Annotated in this window: 23 protein-coding genes and 1 pseudogene; 10 read left to right on the top strand and 14 right to left on the bottom strand. The window is 68.5% G+C overall.

The features are described from left to right. Positions 1 to 34: 34 nt before the first annotated feature. Positions 35 to 1,306, bottom strand: coding sequence for an ABC transporter substrate-binding protein (locus tag AQJ91_RS14195; RefSeq protein WP_079084903.1), 1,272 nt, complete (start codon positions 1,304 to 1,306; stop codon positions 35 to 37). Between the two features lie 123 nt (positions 1,307 to 1,429). Here AQJ91_RS14195 and AQJ91_RS14190 point away from each other — a divergent pair, with 123 nt between their 5' ends. The 3 genes from AQJ91_RS14190 (at position 1,430) to AQJ91_RS14180 (ending at position 4,647) form a co-directional block, all read left to right on the top strand. Next, positions 1,430 to 2,374 carry an ROK family protein gene (locus AQJ91_RS14190; protein WP_067020672.1) on the top strand — a complete coding sequence of 315 codons (945 nt, stop codon included), beginning with the start codon at positions 1,430 to 1,432 and terminating at the stop codon, positions 2,372 to 2,374. Between the two features lie 104 nt (positions 2,375 to 2,478). Beyond that, positions 2,479 to 3,585, top strand: a complete 1,107-nt coding sequence (gene nagA / locus AQJ91_RS14185) for an N-acetylglucosamine-6-phosphate deacetylase (protein WP_067021082.1) — start codon at positions 2,479 to 2,481, stop codon at positions 3,583 to 3,585. Positions 3,586 to 3,717: 132 nt separating this feature from the next. Then, positions 3,718 to 4,647, top strand: coding sequence for a 1-phosphofructokinase family hexose kinase (locus tag AQJ91_RS14180; protein ID WP_067020669.1), 930 nt, complete (start codon positions 3,718 to 3,720; stop codon positions 4,645 to 4,647). Position 4,648: 1 nt separating this feature from the next. Here the strand turns inward: AQJ91_RS14180 and AQJ91_RS14175 are convergent, their stop codons facing one another. Further along, positions 4,649 to 5,596 (bottom strand): CBM35 domain-containing protein, encoded by a 948-nt coding sequence (locus AQJ91_RS14175; protein WP_067020666.1) that lies wholly within the window; start codon positions 5,594 to 5,596, stop codon positions 4,649 to 4,651. A 136-nt stretch (positions 5,597 to 5,732) separates the two neighbouring features. Continuing rightward, positions 5,733 to 7,388, bottom strand: a complete 1,656-nt coding sequence (gene cdgB, locus AQJ91_RS14170; protein WP_067020663.1) for a diguanylate cyclase CdgB — start codon at positions 7,386 to 7,388, stop codon at positions 5,733 to 5,735. A gap of 331 nt (positions 7,389 to 7,719) precedes the next feature. On the opposite strand from cdgB, the gene AQJ91_RS14165 reads away from it, so the two are divergent. Together AQJ91_RS14165 and AQJ91_RS14160 are read left to right on the top strand one after the other, a co-directional pair. Further along, a complete protein-coding gene (locus tag AQJ91_RS14165) occupies positions 7,720 to 8,307 on the top strand; it encodes a flavin reductase family protein (protein ID WP_079084902.1) in 588 nt (195 codons plus the stop codon). A gap of 46 nt (positions 8,308 to 8,353) precedes the next feature. Beyond that, positions 8,354 to 8,827: a GNAT family N-acetyltransferase gene (locus AQJ91_RS14160; RefSeq protein WP_067020659.1), complete on the top strand. Its 474-nt coding sequence runs from the start codon at positions 8,354 to 8,356 to the stop codon at positions 8,825 to 8,827. 179 nt (positions 8,828 to 9,006) lie between these two features. On the opposite strand, the gene tnpA is transcribed toward AQJ91_RS14160, so the two are convergent. Continuing rightward, positions 9,007 to 9,435, bottom strand: coding sequence for an IS200/IS605 family transposase (gene tnpA / locus AQJ91_RS14155; protein WP_079084901.1), 429 nt, complete (start codon positions 9,433 to 9,435; stop codon positions 9,007 to 9,009). Positions 9,436 to 9,460: 25 nt separating this feature from the next. Between tnpA and AQJ91_RS14150 the strand changes: the two genes are divergently transcribed. After that, positions 9,461 to 10,756, top strand: a complete 1,296-nt coding sequence (locus AQJ91_RS14150; RefSeq protein ID WP_079084900.1) for an RNA-guided endonuclease InsQ/TnpB family protein — start codon at positions 9,461 to 9,463, stop codon at positions 10,754 to 10,756. 34 nt (positions 10,757 to 10,790) lie between these two features. On the opposite strand, the gene arfB is transcribed toward AQJ91_RS14150, so the two are convergent. Next, positions 10,791 to 11,228, bottom strand: a complete 438-nt coding sequence (gene arfB, locus AQJ91_RS14145) for an alternative ribosome rescue aminoacyl-tRNA hydrolase ArfB (protein WP_067020656.1) — start codon at positions 11,226 to 11,228, stop codon at positions 10,791 to 10,793. Positions 11,229 to 11,419: 191 nt separating this feature from the next. Here arfB and AQJ91_RS14140 point away from each other — a divergent pair, with 191 nt between their 5' ends. Continuing rightward, the gene (locus AQJ91_RS14140) at positions 11,420 to 11,995 is read left to right on the top strand and encodes a TerD family protein (RefSeq protein WP_067020654.1); all 576 of its coding nucleotides are present in this window, start codon (positions 11,420 to 11,422) and stop codon (positions 11,993 to 11,995) included. Positions 11,996 to 12,078: 83 nt separating this feature from the next. Here the strand turns inward: AQJ91_RS14140 and AQJ91_RS14135 are convergent, their stop codons facing one another. The 9 genes from AQJ91_RS14135 to AQJ91_RS14095 form a co-directional block, all read right to left on the bottom strand. Continuing rightward, positions 12,079 to 12,612, bottom strand: coding sequence for a DUF6879 family protein (locus tag AQJ91_RS14135; protein WP_067020652.1), 534 nt, complete (start codon positions 12,610 to 12,612; stop codon positions 12,079 to 12,081). Beyond that, entirely contained in the window at positions 12,609 to 13,091 is a 483-nt protein-coding gene (locus AQJ91_RS14130) for a hypothetical protein (protein WP_067020651.1), read from the bottom strand. Before AQJ91_RS14130 ends, AQJ91_RS14135 begins: the two co-directional genes overlap by 4 nt. 92 nt (positions 13,092 to 13,183) lie before the next feature. Continuing rightward, entirely contained in the window at positions 13,184 to 13,408 is a 225-nt protein-coding gene (locus AQJ91_RS14125) for a DUF397 domain-containing protein (protein WP_067020649.1), read from the bottom strand. Positions 13,409 to 13,763: 355 nt separating this feature from the next. Continuing rightward, complete coding sequence (locus tag AQJ91_RS14120; RefSeq protein ID WP_067020647.1) at positions 13,764 to 13,949, bottom strand: hypothetical protein; 186 nt, start codon at positions 13,947 to 13,949, stop codon at positions 13,764 to 13,766. Positions 13,950 to 14,040: 91 nt separating this feature from the next. Then, positions 14,041 to 14,889 (bottom strand): helix-turn-helix domain-containing protein, encoded by an 849-nt coding sequence (locus AQJ91_RS14115; protein WP_067020644.1) that lies wholly within the window; start codon positions 14,887 to 14,889, stop codon positions 14,041 to 14,043. An 11-nt stretch (positions 14,890 to 14,900) separates the two neighbouring features. Beyond that, complete coding sequence (locus AQJ91_RS14110; protein WP_199847929.1) at positions 14,901 to 15,419, bottom strand: DUF6879 family protein; 519 nt, start codon at positions 15,417 to 15,419, stop codon at positions 14,901 to 14,903. Then, positions 15,400 to 15,675: a hypothetical protein gene (locus tag AQJ91_RS14105; protein WP_067020641.1), complete on the bottom strand. Its 276-nt coding sequence runs from the start codon at positions 15,673 to 15,675 to the stop codon at positions 15,400 to 15,402. The genes AQJ91_RS14110 and AQJ91_RS14105 overlap by 20 nt, the downstream gene beginning before the upstream one ends. 128 nt (positions 15,676 to 15,803) lie before the next feature. Continuing rightward, on the bottom strand, positions 15,804 to 15,995 hold the full coding sequence (locus AQJ91_RS14100) for a DUF397 domain-containing protein (protein WP_067020639.1): 192 nt from the start codon (positions 15,993 to 15,995) through the stop codon (positions 15,804 to 15,806). A 2-nt stretch (positions 15,996 to 15,997) separates the two neighbouring features. Beyond that, positions 15,998 to 16,852: a helix-turn-helix domain-containing protein gene (locus AQJ91_RS14095; RefSeq protein WP_067020635.1), complete on the bottom strand. Its 855-nt coding sequence runs from the start codon at positions 16,850 to 16,852 to the stop codon at positions 15,998 to 16,000. Positions 16,853 to 17,084: 232 nt separating this feature from the next. Here AQJ91_RS14095 and AQJ91_RS53560 point away from each other — a divergent pair, with 232 nt between their 5' ends. From AQJ91_RS53560 to AQJ91_RS14080, 3 genes and pseudogenes are all read left to right on the top strand, one after another. After that, positions 17,085 to 17,513 carry an ATP-binding protein gene (locus AQJ91_RS53560; protein ID WP_067020632.1) on the top strand — a complete coding sequence of 143 codons (429 nt, stop codon included), beginning with the start codon at positions 17,085 to 17,087 and terminating at the stop codon, positions 17,511 to 17,513. Positions 17,514 to 17,727: 214 nt separating this feature from the next. Further along, complete coding sequence (locus AQJ91_RS14085) at positions 17,728 to 18,093, top strand: peptidase inhibitor family I36 protein (protein WP_079084896.1); 366 nt, start codon at positions 17,728 to 17,730, stop codon at positions 18,091 to 18,093. A gap of 73 nt (positions 18,094 to 18,166) precedes the next feature. Then, positions 18,167 to 18,671: pseudogene (locus AQJ91_RS14080) on the top strand (GNAT family N-acetyltransferase); the annotation flags it as partial. Between the last annotated feature and the right edge of the window lie 4 nt (positions 18,672 to 18,675).

The following is an 18,675-nucleotide window of genomic DNA, read 5'->3' as shown; positions in this document are numbered from 1 at the left end:
ACCACCGACAACCGGACAACCGGACAGCCGGCGACTACTCGTCCGCGTTCTCCTCCCGCACCGCCGTCGTCTGCAGCTGATCCAGAACCGTCGCCGGACTGGTCCCGGACGTGACCGCCTGCCCGATGCGCTTCTTGATGTCCGCGCTGACCGAGGCCCAGGAGGTCTTCGAGACGGGATACAGCTCGGAGAACGGCAGCTCCTCCAGGAACGGCTTCAGGTCCGCGTCCTGCTTCGCCGTACTCATCACCGCGGACGCGGAGTCGGTGACGGGCAGCAGCTCGTACTCCCGGGAGAAGGCCAGGACGTTCTTCTCGGAGTACACGAAGTTGAGGAACTCACCGACCTGCTCGGCGTGACCGTTCTGCTTGAAGGCCATCATCCAGTCGGCCACCCCCATGGAGATCTTGCTCTTGCCGTCGATCCCGGGCATCGGCACCATGCCGAACTCGACGCCTTTCTTGGCGGCGATCTTCATCAGCGAGGGATGCCCGTTCAGCATCCCCACGTCCCCGGACGCGAACGCCGCGAACGCGTCCGCCCGGTTCAGCTTCCCCGGCGCCACCGGCCCGGTCAGCCCCTTGCCGACCAGGTCGTCCTTGAGCCAGTCGAAGGTCGCGACGTTCTGCGGCGAGTCGAGGCCGTACGTCCCGAGGTTGGCGTCGGTGTAACCGCCCCCGCCGCTGAGCAGCCACTGCATCGTCTCGGCCTGCGCCTCCTCCGCCCCGAGGGGCAGGGCGTACGGGTACTTCACCCCGTCCGCCTTGAGTGCCTCCGCGTCCTCGGCGAGCTCCTCCCAGGTGGTCGGCGGGGTGATACCGGCGTCCTCGAACAGGGCCTTGTTGTAGAAGAGCAGGCGCGTGGACGCGGCGAACGGCATCCCGTACTGCACCCCGTTCACCTGCCCCGCGTCCGCGAGCTGCCCGGGGAAGTCGGCCTGGACGGGGATGGAGAGGAGGTCGTCGGCCTTGTAGAGCAGGTCCTTCGCGGCGTAGTCGGCGTACGCGCCGATCTGTGCCAGGTCGGGCGCCTCCCCGGCGTCGACCATGGCCTTGACCTTGGCGTCCACGTCGTTCCAGGAGTACACGGTGACGTCGACCTGCACGCCGGGATGCTTCCCCTCGTACTCCTTGACGAGCTTGTCCCAGTACTTCTGGGAGCTGTTCGCCGCGCTGTCGCCGTAGTCGGCGGCGACCAGCTTCAGAGTCACGTCACCCGAGTCGCCGGCCGGCCCGCAGCCGCCGAGGGCCGCCGTCAGGCCCAGTGCGGACACCACCGCGATCGTTACCGTCCTACGCCGCTGCACTGCTCTTCGCCCCAAACCGGTGCTCGAAAACTTTTCGAAACGTCATACATAACGCCCGAAGATAAGGTCTACACCACGTAAGTGGACTAGACCTCTCGAGGGTACGCGGGCCACACTGTCTTTGTGAGACATGTCATCGCCCTCGATGTGGGCGGCACCGGGATGAAGGCCGCCCTGATCGGCGAGAACGGCGAGCTGCTCCACCAGGCCCGCCGTCCGACCGGACGGGAACGCGGCCCGGACGCGGTAGTCGACGCCATCCTCGACTTCGCCGCCGAGCTGCGCGCACACGGCGCCGAACACCTGGGCGAACCCGCGTCCGCCGCCGGCGTCGCCGTTCCCGGCATAGTCGACGAGCAGCAGGGCATCGCCGCCTACGCCGCCAACCTCGGCTGGCGCGACGTACCCCTGCGCGACCGTCTCACCACCCGCCTCGACGGCATCCCCGTCGCCCTCGGCCACGACGTCCGCACCGGCGGACTGGCGGAGGGCCGGATCGGCGCGGGCAAGGGCGCCGACCGGTTCCTCTTCGTCGCCCTCGGCACCGGCATCGCGGGCGCCATCGGCGTCGACGGCCGGGTGGAGGCGGGCGCGCACGGCTTCGCGGGCGAGATCGGCCACATCGTCGTACGCCCCGGAGGGACCCCCTGCCCCTGCGGACAGCGCGGCTGCCTGGAACGGTTCGCGTCCGCGGCGGCGGTGAGCGAGGCGTGGGCGGTGGCGACCGGCGACCCGGAGGCGGACGCGGCGGACTGCGCGAAAGCCGTCACGTCCGGAGACCCGAACGCCGTACGAGTCTGGCAACAGGCGGTGGACACCCTCGCCGACGGCCTGGTCACCGCCCTCACCCTGCTGGACCCGCGCACACTGATCATCGGTGGCGGCCTGGCCGAGGCGGGGGAAACCTTGTTCACACCGCTACGGGACGCCGTCCGGCGGCGGGTCACGTTCCAGAAGCTGCCGTTGATCGTCCCCGCGGCGCTGGGGGACACGGCAGGATGCCTCGGTGCCGGCCTCCTGGCCTGGGACCTCCTAGACAACACCGACCGTACGGAGGTAACCGCCTGATGGCCAACGCCCCAGGGGCGCGGGGAACTGCGCGACCAGCCACGACGCACCCGCACCCCGCGACCGGCACAGCGCCCCTGATCCTCTCCGGCGCCGACGTGGTCATGCCCACAGGAACCGTCAAACAGGGCCAAGTGATCGTCGACGGCACCCGAATCGCCGGCACAGCTCCAGAAAACGCCCAGGTCATCGACGTAACCGGCCACTACCTGGTCCCCGGTTTCGTGGACATCCACAACCACGGTGGCGGTGGAGCCTCGTTCACTTCGGGCACCGCAGACGACGTGGTCAAGGGCATCCACACCCACCGCCTGCACGGCACCACCACCCTGGTCGCCTCAACCGTCACCGGCGACATGGACTTCCTCGCCCAGCGCGCCGGCCTCCTCTCCGAGCTGGCCGAGCAGGGCGACCTCGCCGGCATCCACTTCGAGGGCCCGTTCATCTCCCCGTGCCGCAAGGGCGCACACTCCGAGGAGCTGCTGCGCGACCCGGACCCGGCGGAGGTCCGCAAGCTGATCGACGCGGCACGCGGCACGGCGAAGATGGTCACCCTCGCCACCGAACTGCCGGGCGGCATCGACTCCGTACGCCTCCTCGCCGAGCACGGCGTCATCGCGGCGGTCGGCCACACGGACGCGACGTACGAGCAGACGGTCGAGGCCATCGCCGCGGGCGCCACGGTCGCCACCCACCTCTTCAACGCGATGCCACACCTCGGCCACCGCGCCCCGGGCCCGATCGCCGCGCTGCTGGAGGACGAGCGGGTGACGGTCGAGCTGATCAACGACGGCACGCATCTCCACCCGGCGGCCCTGGAGCTGGCGTTCCACCGTGCGGGCGCGGGCCGGGTCGCCTTCGTCACGGACGCGATGGACGCGGCGGGCTTCGGCGACGGGCGTTACATGCTCGGCCCGCTGGAGGTGGAGGTCGCGGACGGCGTGGCCCGCCTCGTCGAGGGCGGCTCGATCGCGGGCTCCACCCTCACCCTGGACCGCGCTTTCAAGCGGGCGGTGACGATCGACAGGCTGCCGGTCGAGGACGCGGTGGCGGCCCTGTCGGCGAATCCGGCGAAGCTGCTGGGCATGTCGGACACGATCGGATCGCTCGAACCCGGCAAGGACGCGGACCTGGTGCTGCTGGACTCCGACTTCGACCTCAAGGGCGTGATGCGCCGCGGCGAATGGGTGGTTGAGCCCCAACTGGGGTGAAGTGTCCTGCTGTTGAGGGCGGCGGTTGTCCTGCGAGACTGGGACGACCGCCGCCCGTTTGGCATGATCGGCCCTCCGGAAAGCCGGACGGCAAGCGCATTCAGAGAATTTCTGCGGGGGAGGTCGGCCCAGGTGATCCTCACGGTCACGCTGAACACCGCTCTCGACATCACCTATCGCGTACGGGGCCTGCGCCCGCACGCCTCCCACCGCGTCTCCGAGGTGACCGAACGCCCCGGCGGCAAGGGCGTGAACGTCGCCCGCGTCCTCGCGGCCCTCGGCCACGAGGTGACGGTGACGGGCTTCACGGGCGGCGCGACGGGCCGCGTCGTCCAGGACCAGCTCACGGCGACACCGCGCGTGGTGGACGCGCTGGTCCCGGTGACGGGCGCGACACGGCGCACGATCGCGGTGGTCGACGAACACACCGGCGACACGACCCAGCTCAACGAACCCGGCCCGACCGTCACCCCCGCCGAGTGGTTCGCCTTCCAGGAGGCCTACGAGGGCCTGCTCACGTCGGCGACGGCGGTGGCCCTGTGCGGCAGCCTGCCGCCGGGGGTGCCGGTGGGGGCGTACGCGGGCCTGGTCCGTACGGCGAAGGCGGCGGGCGTCCCGGTGCTGCTGGACACCAGCGGCGAACCCCTGCGCCGCGCGGTCGCCGCCCGCCCGGACCTGATCAAACCCAACGCCGACGAACTGGCCGAACTCACCGGCTCCCACGAGCCACTGCGCGCCACCCAGGACGCGCGTCGCCGGGGCGCCCGCTCAGTGGTCGCCTCCCTGGGCACGGAAGGCCTCTTGGCGGCGACCCCCGAGGGCCGCTGGCGCGCCGTCCCCCCGGCCCGCCTGCACGGCAACCCGACGGGCGCCGGCGACTCGGCGGTCGCGGGCCTGCTGTCGGGACTGGTGGAACAACTGCCGTGGCCGGACCGGCTGGTACGGGCGGCGGCCCTGTCGGCGGCGAGTGTGCTGGCGCCGGTGGCCGGGGAGTTCGACGCGGGGACGTACGAGGAGTTGGTGGGGCGGGTGGCGGTGACGGGGGAGGTCAGCGCGGCGTGATCTAGCTGTCCACGTCCTCGGTGATCGAGAACTGGTCAAGATTCGCGTTGCACTGATTGCCGTCGTTACAGGCGAGCTCGATGGTGTTCGTGCCCTTGGTCAGGTTCACGTTGGCCCACGTGGTCTGCCAGCCCTTTTCCCAGTCCCCCTCGGGCGTCTTGCCGAAGTTCTCCATGTTCAGCGGCCGCGAGTTGGCCGTGCCGTTGACCACCAGCGTCGCGTTGGCGTCCACGCCCGGGATGCCGTAGCGCACATAGAGCCGGTAGGTGCCCTTCTTCTCGATGCCGTCGACGGTCCAGGTGACCTTGGCACCGACCTGGTTGAAACCCGCTACGTAGACGCCGCCGTCCGCCTTCGCGCCCTTCACGTCCGACGCCGTGACGGGACCGCCCTGAAGGCGCAGCGCCTTCGCGTCGATCGCCGGCAGGTCCGTCTCGCTCTCCGCACTACTGCTCGCCGACGGACTCGACTCCGCGCTCTGCTCGACCGACGGCGTGCTGGACGGGTCGCTACCGGCGGAGTCCTTGTCGCCGTCGCCGCCCAGCATGGCCACGCCGATGCCGATCACGACGGCCGCGACCACCGCGATCGCGCCGATCAGCAGCCCCTTGGTGTTGGGCCCAGGGCCACGACCGTTGCCGTTGCCCCCGCTGTACGCCGGCTGCTGGGGAGCCGTCGGTGCCCCGCCGGGGAACGTCTCCGGCGCCGCGTAGTGGGTGTTCGACTGACCGTACGTGCCCTGCTGCGGCGGGACCTGCCCATGCGGCGCCGCCGGCTGCTGCTGGCCGTACTGGCGCTCCCCGACCGCACGCACCCGGTTGACGGACCCGGGATAGCCGTAGCCACCGGACGGCGGCTGGGCCCCGTTGGCCTGGCCGTCCGCGTAGAGATAGCCGAACGGGTCGTCGTCCTCGGGCGGCGTGCTCGCGCCGTTGTTACCGGACGTCATCCCAGGTACTCCTAGCAGGTGCGGATCACAGGTGGCGATCGGATGCGGTACGTATGGGTGGTGAGAAGGGCGAGCCTACCCGCTCCTGCTGGCCCAAACAGGTGACTCGGATCGCATCACATCGCTGACCTGCGGGTTACCCCGCGCGTCGGTGTTGTTTGGGACGAGATCGTTTCTCTATGTACATCCGCTCGTCAGCGGACTTCAACACTTCGTCCGCCGTCATCCCGCAGTGTGCCCATCCGATGCCGAAGCTGGCGCCGACCCGCATGCCGCGGCCGTCGACGCGGATGGGCTGGATGATCTCGTTGCGCAGCCGTACGGCGAGATCCTGGGCGTCGGCGCGGCCGAGCCCGTCGGCGAGGACGACGAACTCGTCGCCGCCGAGCCGGGCCACCGTGTCGCCGTCGCGGACGCCGCGGGTGAGCCGTCGGGCGACCTCGATGAGGACCGCGTCCCCGGCGTTGTGCCCGAACCGGTCGTTGATCGACTTGAAGCCGTCGAGGTCGCAGAAGAGGACCGCGAGCCCCTTGGTGCCGTCGTCGCGCTCGCCCTCGGGGGCGACGGTGTGCACATGGTGGTCGTAGGCGTCGAAGGCCTCGATAACGCCCGGCCGGAAGTCGAAGCCGTGGCCGTTGGCGTCGAAGGCGGGGTGGCCGTAGGCGGTGTCGATCGACTCGAGGACGCCGGGCTGGGTCTGGCGCCGGCACAGCCGGGAGGAGAGGCGGGCGCGCAGTTCGGCGGAGTTCGGCAGGCCGGTCAGGGAGTCGTGGGAGGCACGGTGGGCGAGCTGGAGCTCGCGGCGCTTGCGGTCCTCTATGTCCTCGACGTGGGTGAGGAGGAAGCGGGGCCCGTCGGCGGCGTCGGCGACGACGGAGTTACGCAGGGACACCCAGACGTAGGTGCCGTCGCGGCGGCCGAGGCGGAGTTCCGCGCGGCCGCCTTCCGCCGAGGTGCGCAGCAGTGTGCCAATGTCCTCGGGGTGGACGAGGTCGGAGAAGGAGTAGCGGCGCATCGCGGAGGCGGGGCGGCCGAGGAGGCGGCACAGGGCGTCGTTGGTGCGCAGGATGCGGCCGTGCTGGTCGCCGCCCATCTCGGCGATGGCCATGCCGGAGGGGGCGTACTCGAAGGCCTGCCGGAAGCTTTCCTCGCTCGCCCGCAGGGCCTGCTGTTCCCTTTCGAGCCTGACCAGTGCGCGCTGCATGTTGGCACGTAGACGCGCGTTGCTGATCGCGATGGCGGCCTGGAACGCGTACATCTGGAGGGCCTCACGCCCCCACGCGCCCGGCATCCGGCCGTTGCGCGGCCGGTCCACGGACAGGACGCCGATCAGCTCGCCGCACGCGCCGCCCGGCACGCCGGGTGTGTACATCGGCGCGAAGAGCCGGTCCGAGGGGTGCCACTCGTCCTCGAAGCGGGGTGCGGGCCCGTCGGTGTACCACTGCGGGACGTCGTCGTCGTCGAGGACCCAGCCCTCGGTGTGCGGTATGAAGCGCAGGTCGCCCCAGGCCTCGCCCATGCCGAGCCGGCGCTCCCAGGACTCGCGCGAGCCGACGCGGCCGGTGATGAGGGCCTCGGCGGCGGGGTTCCCGGCGAAGGCGGCGACGACGAGGTCGCCGTCCGGCCGTACGAGGTTGACGCATGCCAGCTCGTACCCGAGGCCGTTGACCACGCCGTCGGCGACGGTCTGCAGTGTGTCCGCGAGGCTGCGGGCCGTGTTCATGTCGGCCATGACCTGGTGCAGCTGTCGCAGGGTCGCAAGACGGACGTAGGGTTCCGACTCGGTCTCCATGCTCGCCCTCCCCCCGAGACCTCGCAGCGAATCAAGGGTTCTCTTCGGCGTATCGTCCTAGCAGCTTCCCTGCCACTGAATCACAGCGCGCTGCCCACTCGGTACACAGGGTCAACAATTAATGCCCCTTGTGACTCAAGTCACAACGAAACGTGAACAATTGAGCAGTGTTTCTGCGTTTTTCCTGTGCGTTCACTGAACGCAAACTTTGTGCGCGTGTCGAGATCATGCCCGCCGACAGGCCGGGAGACGGATAGGCCGGGAGACCTAGGTCCGTTCTCGGCCCGAGGGCCGATGTGGTGCGTGCGCACCGGAGATTAGCGTTTCCGGCGTGCCGAACACTCCCCCCGCCGCGCCGCCCCTGTCCAGTCCCCGGTCCCCCGCCGGGCATGCTGAGGGGGTGAGCAACGACGAGTTCCGCGCCGCCATGACCCGGCTGGCCGCGGGCGTGGTCCTGGTGACGGCCCGAGAAGCCTCGCTCGACCCGGACGACCCGCGGGCGCCGGTGGGCGAGGACGTCGGCATGACGGCGACGGCGTTCATGTCAGTCTCCCTCGACCCGCCCCTGGTCCTGGTCAGCCTGCGCAACGGCTCCCGCATGGACGACCTGCTCGACGAGCAGCCCCTGTGGGCGGTGTCGGTGCTCTCCGAGAGCCAGCGGCACATCGCCGGCCGCTTCTCGATGAAGGGCCGCATCAGCGACCGGCTGCTGTTCGAGGACATCCCGTACGTCCGCGGCGAGGCGTCCGGCGCTCCCCTGCTCGGCGGCGCCCTGGCGACCCTGGAGTGCCGGACCGAGCAGCGGGTGGTCGCCGGGGACCACACCCTGGTGATCGGGCGCGTGCTGACGGCCACTCTGCCGAGCGCGGACGGGGGACCGCTGGCGTATTTCCGGGGCAGATACCGGCAGTTGGGCTGACCCGAAATCGTTGGCGAACCACTGACGGCCGTCCTACGGTGCGCGGATGACGTCGACTTCCGCACTCCGCCTCGAAGACATCACGCCTGAGAACTTCGAGGCCGCGACCGGTATACGGGTTCGCCCCGAGCAGGAATTCGCGGTCTCCCCGGTGATGCAGTCCCTAGCCGAGGCGTACGTCCACCCCGCCGGCGTCGCCTGGCCGCGCCTGATCGTCGACGGCGACCGTCCCGTCGGCTTCCTGATGGCCTTCTTCGACATCGACTGGCGCGACGACGGCACCCTCTTCCGCTCCGGCCTGTGGCGGTTGAACATCGCGGCGGACGAACAGGGCCGCGGATACGGCCGGTTCGCGGTCGAGTCGGTCGCCGCGGAGATCCGCCGCCGGGGCGGCAAGGAGCTCTACGTCACCTGGCATCCCGGCCCGGACGGCCCCGAGGGCTTCTACCTCGGGCTCGGTTTCCGCGCGACGGGGGAGCTGGCCGAGGGCGAGAGGGTGGGCGTACTGGACGTCTCCTAGTCACGAGTTGCGGAGATCTCCGGTCACGGTCTACCAGGTTCATCGGTAGTGCTCCGCCGTTCACGGCGGAGGTGAAGCCGACCCGGTCGTAGCGGCGCGGAGCGCCGCGGCATCTGGTGCTGTCATGAACCGGCGCGGAGCGTCGGGGCGGCATTCCGGCGGAGCCGGAGTGAGCGTGGTCAGGTCGGGCGTTGCTGCTGCCGGATGTACTGCTTGACGACGGTGAGGGGTGCTCCGCCGCAGGACGCGGCGAGGTAGGAGCCGGACCAGAAGCGACCGCCCCACAGATAGCGGCGCACGTGGGGTTCGAACTCCTGGCGCAGGCGGCGTGAGGAGACTCCCTTGAGGGAGTTCACCAGCTTCGACAGGGCGACCTTGGGCGGATAGTGCACCAGGAGATGGACATGGTCGTGTTCGCCATTGAACTCACGCAGTTCGGCCTCGAAGTCCGCGCAGACTTCCCGCATGATCTCCTCGCACCGGTCCAGCATCGCCTCCGTGAACACTCCACGACGGTATTTGGTCACAAACACCAAGTGGGCATGGAGGTTGTAGACCACATGACGACCGGTTCTGACATCTCTGTTCGGCTTCCAACGAGGTGACATAAACCAAATGCTAGCGTCGACGCCCATGGGGCAACAGGACAGCCGGCAAGGGCTGGTGAAGCGGCAGTTCGGGCATCGTGCCCGGCTGGCGCTCGACCCTGCCCAGGTGGCGGTCCTGGACACACAAGGGCATGCGGCGCGTACCACCTGGAACCTGCTGCACGACTGGTGGACGATGCTCCCGAAGGCGAAGCGGACCCTGGCGGCGGCCGACGCGGTCATCCGCCAGGGCCGCAGGGAGCTGGACTGGCTCGGCGCGCTGCCCGCGCAGGCCGCCCAGGCGGTGCTGAAAACCTACTTCCAGGCGTGGAAGAACTGCTGGGAGGGCCGGGCTCAGGCACCTGAGTTCAAGGCCCGCTTCCGCACGAGGATGAGCATCGACATCCCGCAGGGCCGCGACCTGCACGTGGTGCGGGTGCACCGCCGGTGGGGCATGGTCGACATCCCCGAGCTCGGCCGGGTCCGCTTCTGCTGGACCAAAGACCTCCCCGTCGGCAGGCACGCGGACAAGGACAACAAGATCACCGGGGCGCGGCTGGTCAAGGACGCCCTGGGCTGGCACATCGCCTTCCGCGTCACCACCCTGGCCCCCGCCCCCGGCCCGCATCCCGGCCCGGAGGCCGGCATCGGCGCCGGCATCACCGTCCCGCTGGCCCTGTCCGACGGCGAAACCGCCGAACACGGCCCTTGGCTCAGCAAGAAGGAAGAAGCCCGCCTGCTCCACCACGAGCAGCGAGCGGCCCGCCGCAAGAGCCACCGTAAGAAGGGCGAGCGCACCAGCCGCCGCCTGAGCAAGACCTATGACCGGATCGCTCGTATCCGCGCGACAGCCAAACGCCGACGCGAGGACTGGCAGCACAAAACCACCACCGCCATCGCCGACACGTACGGCACGGTGGTCGTCGAAGCACTGCACATCACGAACATGACCAAGTCCGCGAAGGGCACCGTCGAGCAGCCGGGCAGGCAGGTCGCGCAGAAGGCCGGCCTGAACCGCTCCATCCTCGGCGAAGCCTGGGGACGGACCGTGCACCTCCTGGCCTACAAGCTCGCCCGCCGGGGCGGACTCCTGGCCGAGGTCTCCGCCCCGGGCACCTCCCAGGAATGCGCCCAGTGCCACACGGTGACCCCGGGCAGCCGGAGGAACCAGGCCGAGTTCGTGTGCAACAACCCCGCGTGCGGCTGGGAAGGCAACGCCGACACCAACGCCGCCCGCACCGTGCTTCACCGATACCGGACGGGCCACGCGCTCGTCCCGGCTGCCGGGAGGGCAGTCGTCAGGCGCGCTTCGAACGGCGTCAAACCCGCCACCGCAAGGTAGGCAGGAATCTCCCGGATTCATCCGGGAGAGAGCTTCAACCCCAGTCCCGGCCGGACCGCCCCCGCTTGGTCTGGGACCGCTGCTTCTTCACCCGAAGCCGCCGTTCGTTGATCCCCCGGGGGATCCGGGTCGGCTTGCGGGGCTTGGGCGGGGGTGCGGTGGCCTCGGCGAGGAGGGCCGCGAGGCGTACGGCGGCGGTCTCGCGGTTGCGCCACTGGGAGCGGTGCTCGGAGGAGCGGACGGTGACGACGCCGTCGACGAGCCGCGACGCGAGCCGCTCCAGCGCCCGCTGCTTCCACACCTCGGGGAGCGCCTCGGTGTTCGCGAGGTCGAAGCGCAGCTCCACCTGCGAGTCGCTGGTGTTGACGTGCTGCCCACCGGGCCCCGACGACCGCGAGAAACGCCACATGAGCTCGGCCTCGGGGAGCGAGACGGAGCCGCGGATGACATGGGGACCGGACATGTCCCCCATGGTCGCGCGGATGTCCGGTCCACGTCACGCGAATATCGCCCGGGCGGCCCGTTTGCCGACGCATCCGAGTAAAGAAAGTAAAGAGAGCAGGAACCTCTGGTGCCCCCCTTCGCGTTCATAGGGGTAGCTGTAGCTTCTAGCCGTAGCTTGTATGCCGTACTGCCGTACCGAAACGAGGGAAGGGACTCCCAATGGCTGTAAGCCTGTCCAAGGGTGGCAACGTCTCGCTCACCAAGGAGGCTCCGGGCCTGACCGCCGTCACCGTGGGCCTCGGCTGGGACGTCCGCACCACCACCGGCACGGACTTCGACCTCGACGCCTCCGCGATCGCGGTCAACCCGCAGGGCAAGGTCTACTCCGACGGTCACTTCGTGTTCTTCAACAACAAGCAGACCCCGGACCAGACCATCGTCCACACCGGTGACAACCGCACCGGCGAGGGCGCGGGCGACGACGAGGCGATCAACGTCAACCTGGCGGGCCTCCCCGCCGACGTCGACAAGATCGTCTTCCCGGTCTCGATCTACGACGCGGAGAACCGCTCGCAGAACTTCGGCCAGGTCCGCAACGCCTACATCCGCATCGTCAACCAGGCCGGCGGCACCGAGATCGCCCGCTACGACCTCTCCGAGGACGCGGCCACGGAAACGGCCATGGTCTTCGGCGAGCTCTACCGCAACGGCGCGGAGTGGAAGTTCCGCGCGGTGGGCCAGGGCTATGCGTCGGGGCTGGTGGGGATCGCGCAGGACTTCGGTGTGAACGTCTGACGTCCACCTGCGTTTGCTTCACGGGAGCCCCTCGCCGCGGTGCGGCGGGGGGCTCCGGCTCATCGGTCCCACCCCGTGGGGCATCAGGGCACGGGCGTGGGTGAGTACTCCGCCTGCGGGACGGCTCGCTCCCACACCGCTTCGAATGCGCTGACGCAGAGACGGAGCAGCTCTGCGTCCTTCGTGAGTTCCCACCAGTCCTCCGGGCTTTCACCGTCCCCGGTGAAGTGAAGGACCAGAACAAGCTCGTCGTCGAACACCCAGAAGTCGTTGCCCGGGAAGGCGATGTCCGTCGCCCGCCGCCGCGACAGCCGGCGGATCTGCTCGCCCGCCTGCACGTTGGCGTCCGACACGTGGTGCTCGAAGCGGATGTACTCCGACTCGGGGACAGAGAAGACGCGGGCCCGGCGGATCGTGACACTGCGGTCTGTGGCGTCTCGGACCCACCTGAGCCAGGGCCGGGCTGCGGGGGCATTGTCCTCAGGAGCATTGCGTACGCCATTCCGCCAGGCGACGTAGCGGGGATCGGAAGTCATATAGCCGTCCCGCATCTCCAAGTGCACGGCAGAGCGACGGGTCTTGCCCAGCAAGTCCTCGAACGACGGCTCCGTTGTCAACCTTCACCTCCATGGCGACAAGGACAGTGCAGCTCGGGCTTCGCACGGTTCGGCGAACACGTCACCAGAGCCAGGGACAGGTACGCGGGGCGTTCCAGATAGAAACCGAGCGACACGTCCCCGCCCCACCCCAGCCGCTCCACAGCGGCGTTGGTCAGGGAAGCCAGGTGAGTGGTGTCCCACTCCCTCTCGGCAGTGAAGCGGGGCGCGTACTCCGCCAACCGTTCTCCGAGCCACGCCGCCGCTTCCTTCGGCTCGTCCCATGTCCCCCGAACCAGCGTCCTGGGCTTGACCAACCAGTAGGCCGTCTCCAGAGGCGGCAGGTCCACCACGGAGAACTCCGCCGCCACCTCGCGATACCGCTGGATCACTTCCGGCTTGCTTCCGGCCGGTGGAGGTTCGGGGTGCGGGGGCCGCCGTAGGGCGTCATCGTCGAAACGCCGTTTCGGGCCCGCCCACAGATAGCCGTGATGGTGCAACGTGCGTCCCGTTCCTACGCAATGGGGATGGGAAATGGCCGGCCCCGACCCGATGGACAGAGCAGGTCGGGGCCGCCGACGAGCAATGACCGTCAGGCCGAGAGCCCGAACCTCGCCGGATCGATACCGGCCGCCGTCAGCTCTGCCGACGTGAAGCGCAGTGGCTCCATGTCCGGTCGTTTGCTGTCGCCGAGAGCCCAGGCGTCCGCTCCGATCCGGGCGAGGACCACGCACCCTTCGGTGCACGGGCCGCCACACGCCTGGACGAAGTCGACCGCGTTGAGGTCGAGTGCGTACAGGTCGGTTCCGTTCTGCATCGTTGTGCCTCCTGATCGCTGTAGCGGCCATGGACAGGCCGCCAACCGCCCCCGGATGGGCGGAAGTTCATGAGGAGTGGCAGTGGATCCGATGCGGAGTGCTACGCCCCTGTATCCGAAGCGGTAGCGGTCGGGCGCCGCCCTTCGGCGGCAGTGCGAAGCGCCTCCGCGATCTGTTCCGCATGTTCGGCGCCGAGTATTCCCACGTGTACGAGCGGCTTGCCTGAATGGGTGACCACTGGCCGCAGCCGCTCCGGTACCCGTGCCGAGATGCCGAGGGCGGCCAGCGCCTTGCAGAGTGCCTCGGTGGCGTCATCTGCCCTACTGCGACTGTGCCGCCACGTCTGCATGTCCATCAGTGCGCTGCTGCCTGGTGATGACGCAGTTCCACATTGCGGTCCGACGCAGCGCTGTGATCACCGCTGGAGCGGGCGTTGCGTCTGGCGACCACGAGGGACAGGCACTCGGCACAGCCCGGCTCGGCGGCAGGCTCGGCCGGGAGCTCGGTCAGGGCGTAATCCTGCGGCTTCTGCGTCTCCATACGTGACCTCCCGGCATGCTCAGCTCGTCCCAACGACCGTAGGAAGGCGGGAAGTCAGTGGTCCACGACGTTGCATGAGATTGCACGGCAATCACCCGAGCGAGTCCATGGCTCCCGTGATCAGAGCGCGAGCACTCGCACCGTAGACGGCCAGTTCAGCCAGTTCCGCGAAGGTGTCGGCGTACGCACCCACCTCGCTGGGCTGAGTGATCGTGAGATAGCCAGAAACCAACTCGACGTTCACCTGCTCCGCATCGAAGATCCAGAACCCCTCTACCGGCATCCGCGAACGATCGGGGCGCATGGGCACCACACCCAAGCTGACGTTGGGCAACGACCCGACCGTGAGCAAGTGGCCAAGCTGTCCGATCAGAGCGTCTGCTCCACAGAGTCCGTTGCGCAGGACCGATTCCTCGATCAAGAACGCGAACTGCCTGCCGCCCTCGTACAGCACACGCTGACGCTCCATACGGGCAGTCACCGCCTCCCCCACGTCGTCCACCTCGACCCTGCGGCGCTGAACAGCGCGCAGCACGGCTTCGGTGTAGCCGTACGTCTGGATCAAGCCCGGAACGAGCCAGGACGAGTACGAGCGGAAGCGGTGCGTGCGCTCGAAAAGAGGCGAGCGGGCTTCTTGCGCCTGCTTGAGACCGGTGCGCTCCATACGGCGCCAACCGATCCACATACCCTCGGCAGTCCGCAGCGAGGCAATCAGATCGGCCATCTGATTCTCCGCCCCGCACGCCCGGCACCATGCCTGAATGTCGTCCGCCGATGGGGGCGTGCGGCCATTCATAATCCGTGACGACTTGGACGGATGCCAGCCACAGCGCTCTGCGATTTCACGTCCGGTCAGCCCAGCATCCCGACAGAGATCAGCGAGACGATCCGCTAGAACCTGCCGGGCCTGCTGGGCACTGGAAGACGGAGAGACAGCCATGGTCGCGACAGTCAGCGAGGCCGGTACTCCTCGTGAGGAATCGCGCGTTGCCACACGGCCTCAAAGGCATCGGCGCACAGTTTCACCCGCGCAGGATCGTCCGTGTACTCCCGACCGTCTTCGTCCAACTGCCCATCCCCTGTGAAGTGGTGGAAGAGCGCCTGCGCGTCGTCGAATACCCAAAAGTCCGTACCGGGCAACGCAAGATCGGTCACCTTCCGCCTCGGTAGCCAACGGACCAGTTCACCTGCCGCGATGTTGGTGAACGTGCCGTCGTACTCGTACCGCACATAGTCGCTGACCGGCTCGGAAACAATGCGAGCACGTCGGACGACGACGCCACGGGCGACCGCATCACGCACCGCGTCATGCCAGCCGCCCCACCACGAAGAGCGGTCAGCGGGGTTGGGCCGCTTGCCCTGCTGCCACGCGATGAATTCGGGGTCATCCAGCATGTAGCCGTCACGCATCTCAAGGTGCACCGCTGAGCGTTGGGCTTTCGCCAGGGCGTTACGCGCTGGTGGCTGCACGTGCAGTCTCTCCGGTCTCGTCGTCCGGGCGGGGGATGTACTTCAGCATGACCGCCGGCAACCTGATGATCGTCTCGTGGTCCGGGACGTCCGTGGAGTGGCCGGGGATCGAACCGACTTCCTGGCACTGCTTCACTTCGTCTTCAGTCGCCTTGTACGACTGGACGAGAAGGTCTCCCGTCTCCTCATGAAGCCAGATCGTCGGAGACTCGTCGGTCGGCGTATTGGGGATGATGCCGAGGAACTTCAGCGTCACGGTCGCTCCCGCTGTCGAGTGGCTTGCACCAGCTTGCACGAGCCTTGGCTTTGCGGGGTATCAGCGTCAAGGGAGGCCAGTAGGGCGCACGGGAGCACGGTGGCCGGAACCATCGGACTGCCGACCACTCACTGGTACTTGCTTCTGTAATGACGTATCAGGCCCAGCACGCCTTGAGGTGCCATGTTGAGTACGTCCTCAGGTGCGTCGCTCTCGCGGAGCAGGAGGCGGGTTTCGGCTCGGGCGAGTTCGACGCAGTTCTCGCCCCCCGCGCCCGAGAAGGAAGACTTCTGCCACTGGATCGGCGTCGGCTGGGGCATGCTCACAGCTCTCTGGTGATGGTGTGGATGAGTTGACGGGAATCCGCCGCGTCGAGGGACGAGCCTTCCGCGGTGTCAAGCAGTTGCCGGTACTTCTTGAGCTCGACACCGCCGCCCAGAAAGAAGCCGCCGACCACGGTGTCCACCTGGACGGTGTCGAGCTGCGGGACGACTCCCTCGGCGTAGAGCACAGGTTGATTCGCCTCGATGAAGTTCTCGCTGGCGAAGGGGATGACCCGCAGAGTGACGGACGGCGACTCCGAGACCTCCAGCAGGAATTCAAGCTGGTCCTTGGTGACTTTGCGGCCCCCGAAGCGCATACGCAACGCCGCCTCGTGGAGGATCACCTCAAACGGTGGAGGTACATCCCGTTCGAAAATCCGGCGTCGCTTCAACCGGAACTCCACCCGCACGTCTGTCTCTTCGCTCGGCAGCGCAGGGATGTGACCGGCATAGATGGCCCGTGCGTAGTCCTCGGTCTGGAAGATGCCCGGCAGGTTGACTGCTTGGACGGAACGCATGCGTGTGGCGTGGTGCTCCAGTTCGGCCATGTCGAGGAAACCGGGAGCGAGTACCCCTCGGTACTCGTCCCACCATCCCTGCCCGCGGTGTTCTCGGGCGATCGCGCAGAGTGCGTCGACCAACGCCGAGTCGTCGCAGGAGTAGAAGACCGCCAGCCGCCGAATGCGTTCCTCACTGATACCGATCCGGCCGGCCTCCATGTGGCTGATCTTGGCCTGGTCGCTGGAGATCAGTCCGGCGGCCTCGCGCGCCGTCTTACCTGCTGCTTCACGCAGCTTTCGCAGCTCGGCGCCAAGGCGGGCCTGCCGTGCGGTCGGGTTCTCTCTGGGCGGCATGTTTCCTTCCTCTGTTCACCTTGAGTCTGCCGTTCGGCAGCGACCCGGGTCCACTCACCCAACAGCAGGCTATGGCCCAACATTGCCACGGGGCATACATGCCACTACCTTCGATCGGGCAACAAGCTGCGCACCAGTAAGACCGCAGTGCAGCCAAGCCAGTTGGCGCGGCCGAGCCATGGCGGTGTGCAGCACAGAGCCTCGTACGACCACGCCTGATGAAGGAGCCCCCATGGACCCCAGCCCACTCGCCACCCACCCCCCGCAGCTCTACCGCCTCCGCGCCCCCAACACCGCCACCAGCCCCAAGATCTGCCGAGACATGGTCGCCCTGCTCCTTGAGGCCACCGGGCACGGCGAACTCGCCGACACCGCCCGCCTGTTGGTCTCCGAGATGGTCACGAATGTCGGCCTGCACACCGCCTCCCTCGACGTCCGGCTGGAAGCAGTCGTCCGGCATGACCGCGTACGCGTCGCCGTGTACGACGACGCCCCCGACGCCGAGCCTCACCCGAAGAGCCCCGGCCCACAGGCAGAAGACGGACGAGGCTTACTCCTGCTCGCCGGGCTCGCACAGGACTGGGGCGTGGCCCGGGCCGACAGCTGTCGCATGGGCGGCAAGGAGGTCTGGTTCGAGTTGCACGCGCCATCCCCCAACTGACCTGCGCGCATGCGCGGCCTTCGTATGCTGCCGGAACAGTCGGAATCGAAGACTCCCCTCCCCTTCGGGAGCGCCGCCGGCCGAAGGAACACCGTCGAGTCAGCCTCGTCAACCTCCAACTCTCCAGCATGACACCGCATTTGGGCGTGGCTAGCGTGAGAGCGTCAGAAGAAACCACGACGAACCACGAGACGATCACATCGGGGGATAGATCATGAGTTCACGTATGCGAGCAATCGGCCTGGCGGTGGCCACAGCGGCGTTGGTCGGGGGAGGTGTCGCGGCGGCACCTTCGGCCGGTGCCGCGGCCCAGTGCGAGACCGGCGAACTCTGCCTGTACACCGGGGCGAACTACACCGGCGCCACCCTCAAGCTCACCAAGTGCGAGTACGTAGACCTGGGAGACAAGGGCTGGGCCGGAGCGATCCGCTCCTTCGACAACAACCAGACCGGCGGACAGGTGGCCACCTTCTACACCACCACCCCGCTGGGCCGGACGATCGTCGCCACGTCCACGGCACCCGAGCAGATGCCCGTCTTCGCACAAGGCTCCCTCGTGGACGGCGTCGACGTCTGCTGACCGGATCCTGGCTGAAGCCTCCGGCGCCGAAAGCGCCGGGGGCTTCGGCGTACCCCGCGATAAGTTGCCCCGCGTGATCCTCACCCCCCTCCCCCTCACCCCCGACCACGACATCCCCGCCCCCCTCCTCACCGAACTCACCGCCCTCTACACCTCCAACCGCCACTTCCACGCCCTCAGCGGCGACTTCGCCGACCCGGATGACATCCGCCCGGAGCAGGTGGCGGCCGCGCTGGCGGAGGACCTCGCGCATCCGGACGCGGACGTGCTGCTCGCCCGTAGCGAGGGGCGGCTCGTCGGGATCGCGGTCACGCTTGCATCCCGACCCCGGCGACCCGGATCCGTGGATCGGCCTGCTGATGGTGGACGCGGCGGCGCAACGCCGGGGATACGGGAAGCAGATCGCGTCCCTTGTGGAGCATCGCTTCCGGGGCGCGGGGCGTGGTGCCGTGCGTCTCGCCGTTCTCGGCAACAACCCCAGGGGCCTGGCCTTCTGGACCGCGCTCGGGTACGAGGTCATCGATCAACGCGAGGATCGTCAACTCGGCCGACCGTGCGCCGTGCTGCGCAAGGAACTGTGAG

Source organism: Streptomyces dysideae (genome assembly GCF_001514305.1).
Taxonomy (GTDB): Bacteria; Actinomycetota; Actinomycetes; order Streptomycetales; family Streptomycetaceae; genus Streptomyces; species Streptomyces dysideae.
This window is presented reverse-complemented; position numbering and strand designations above follow the sequence as displayed.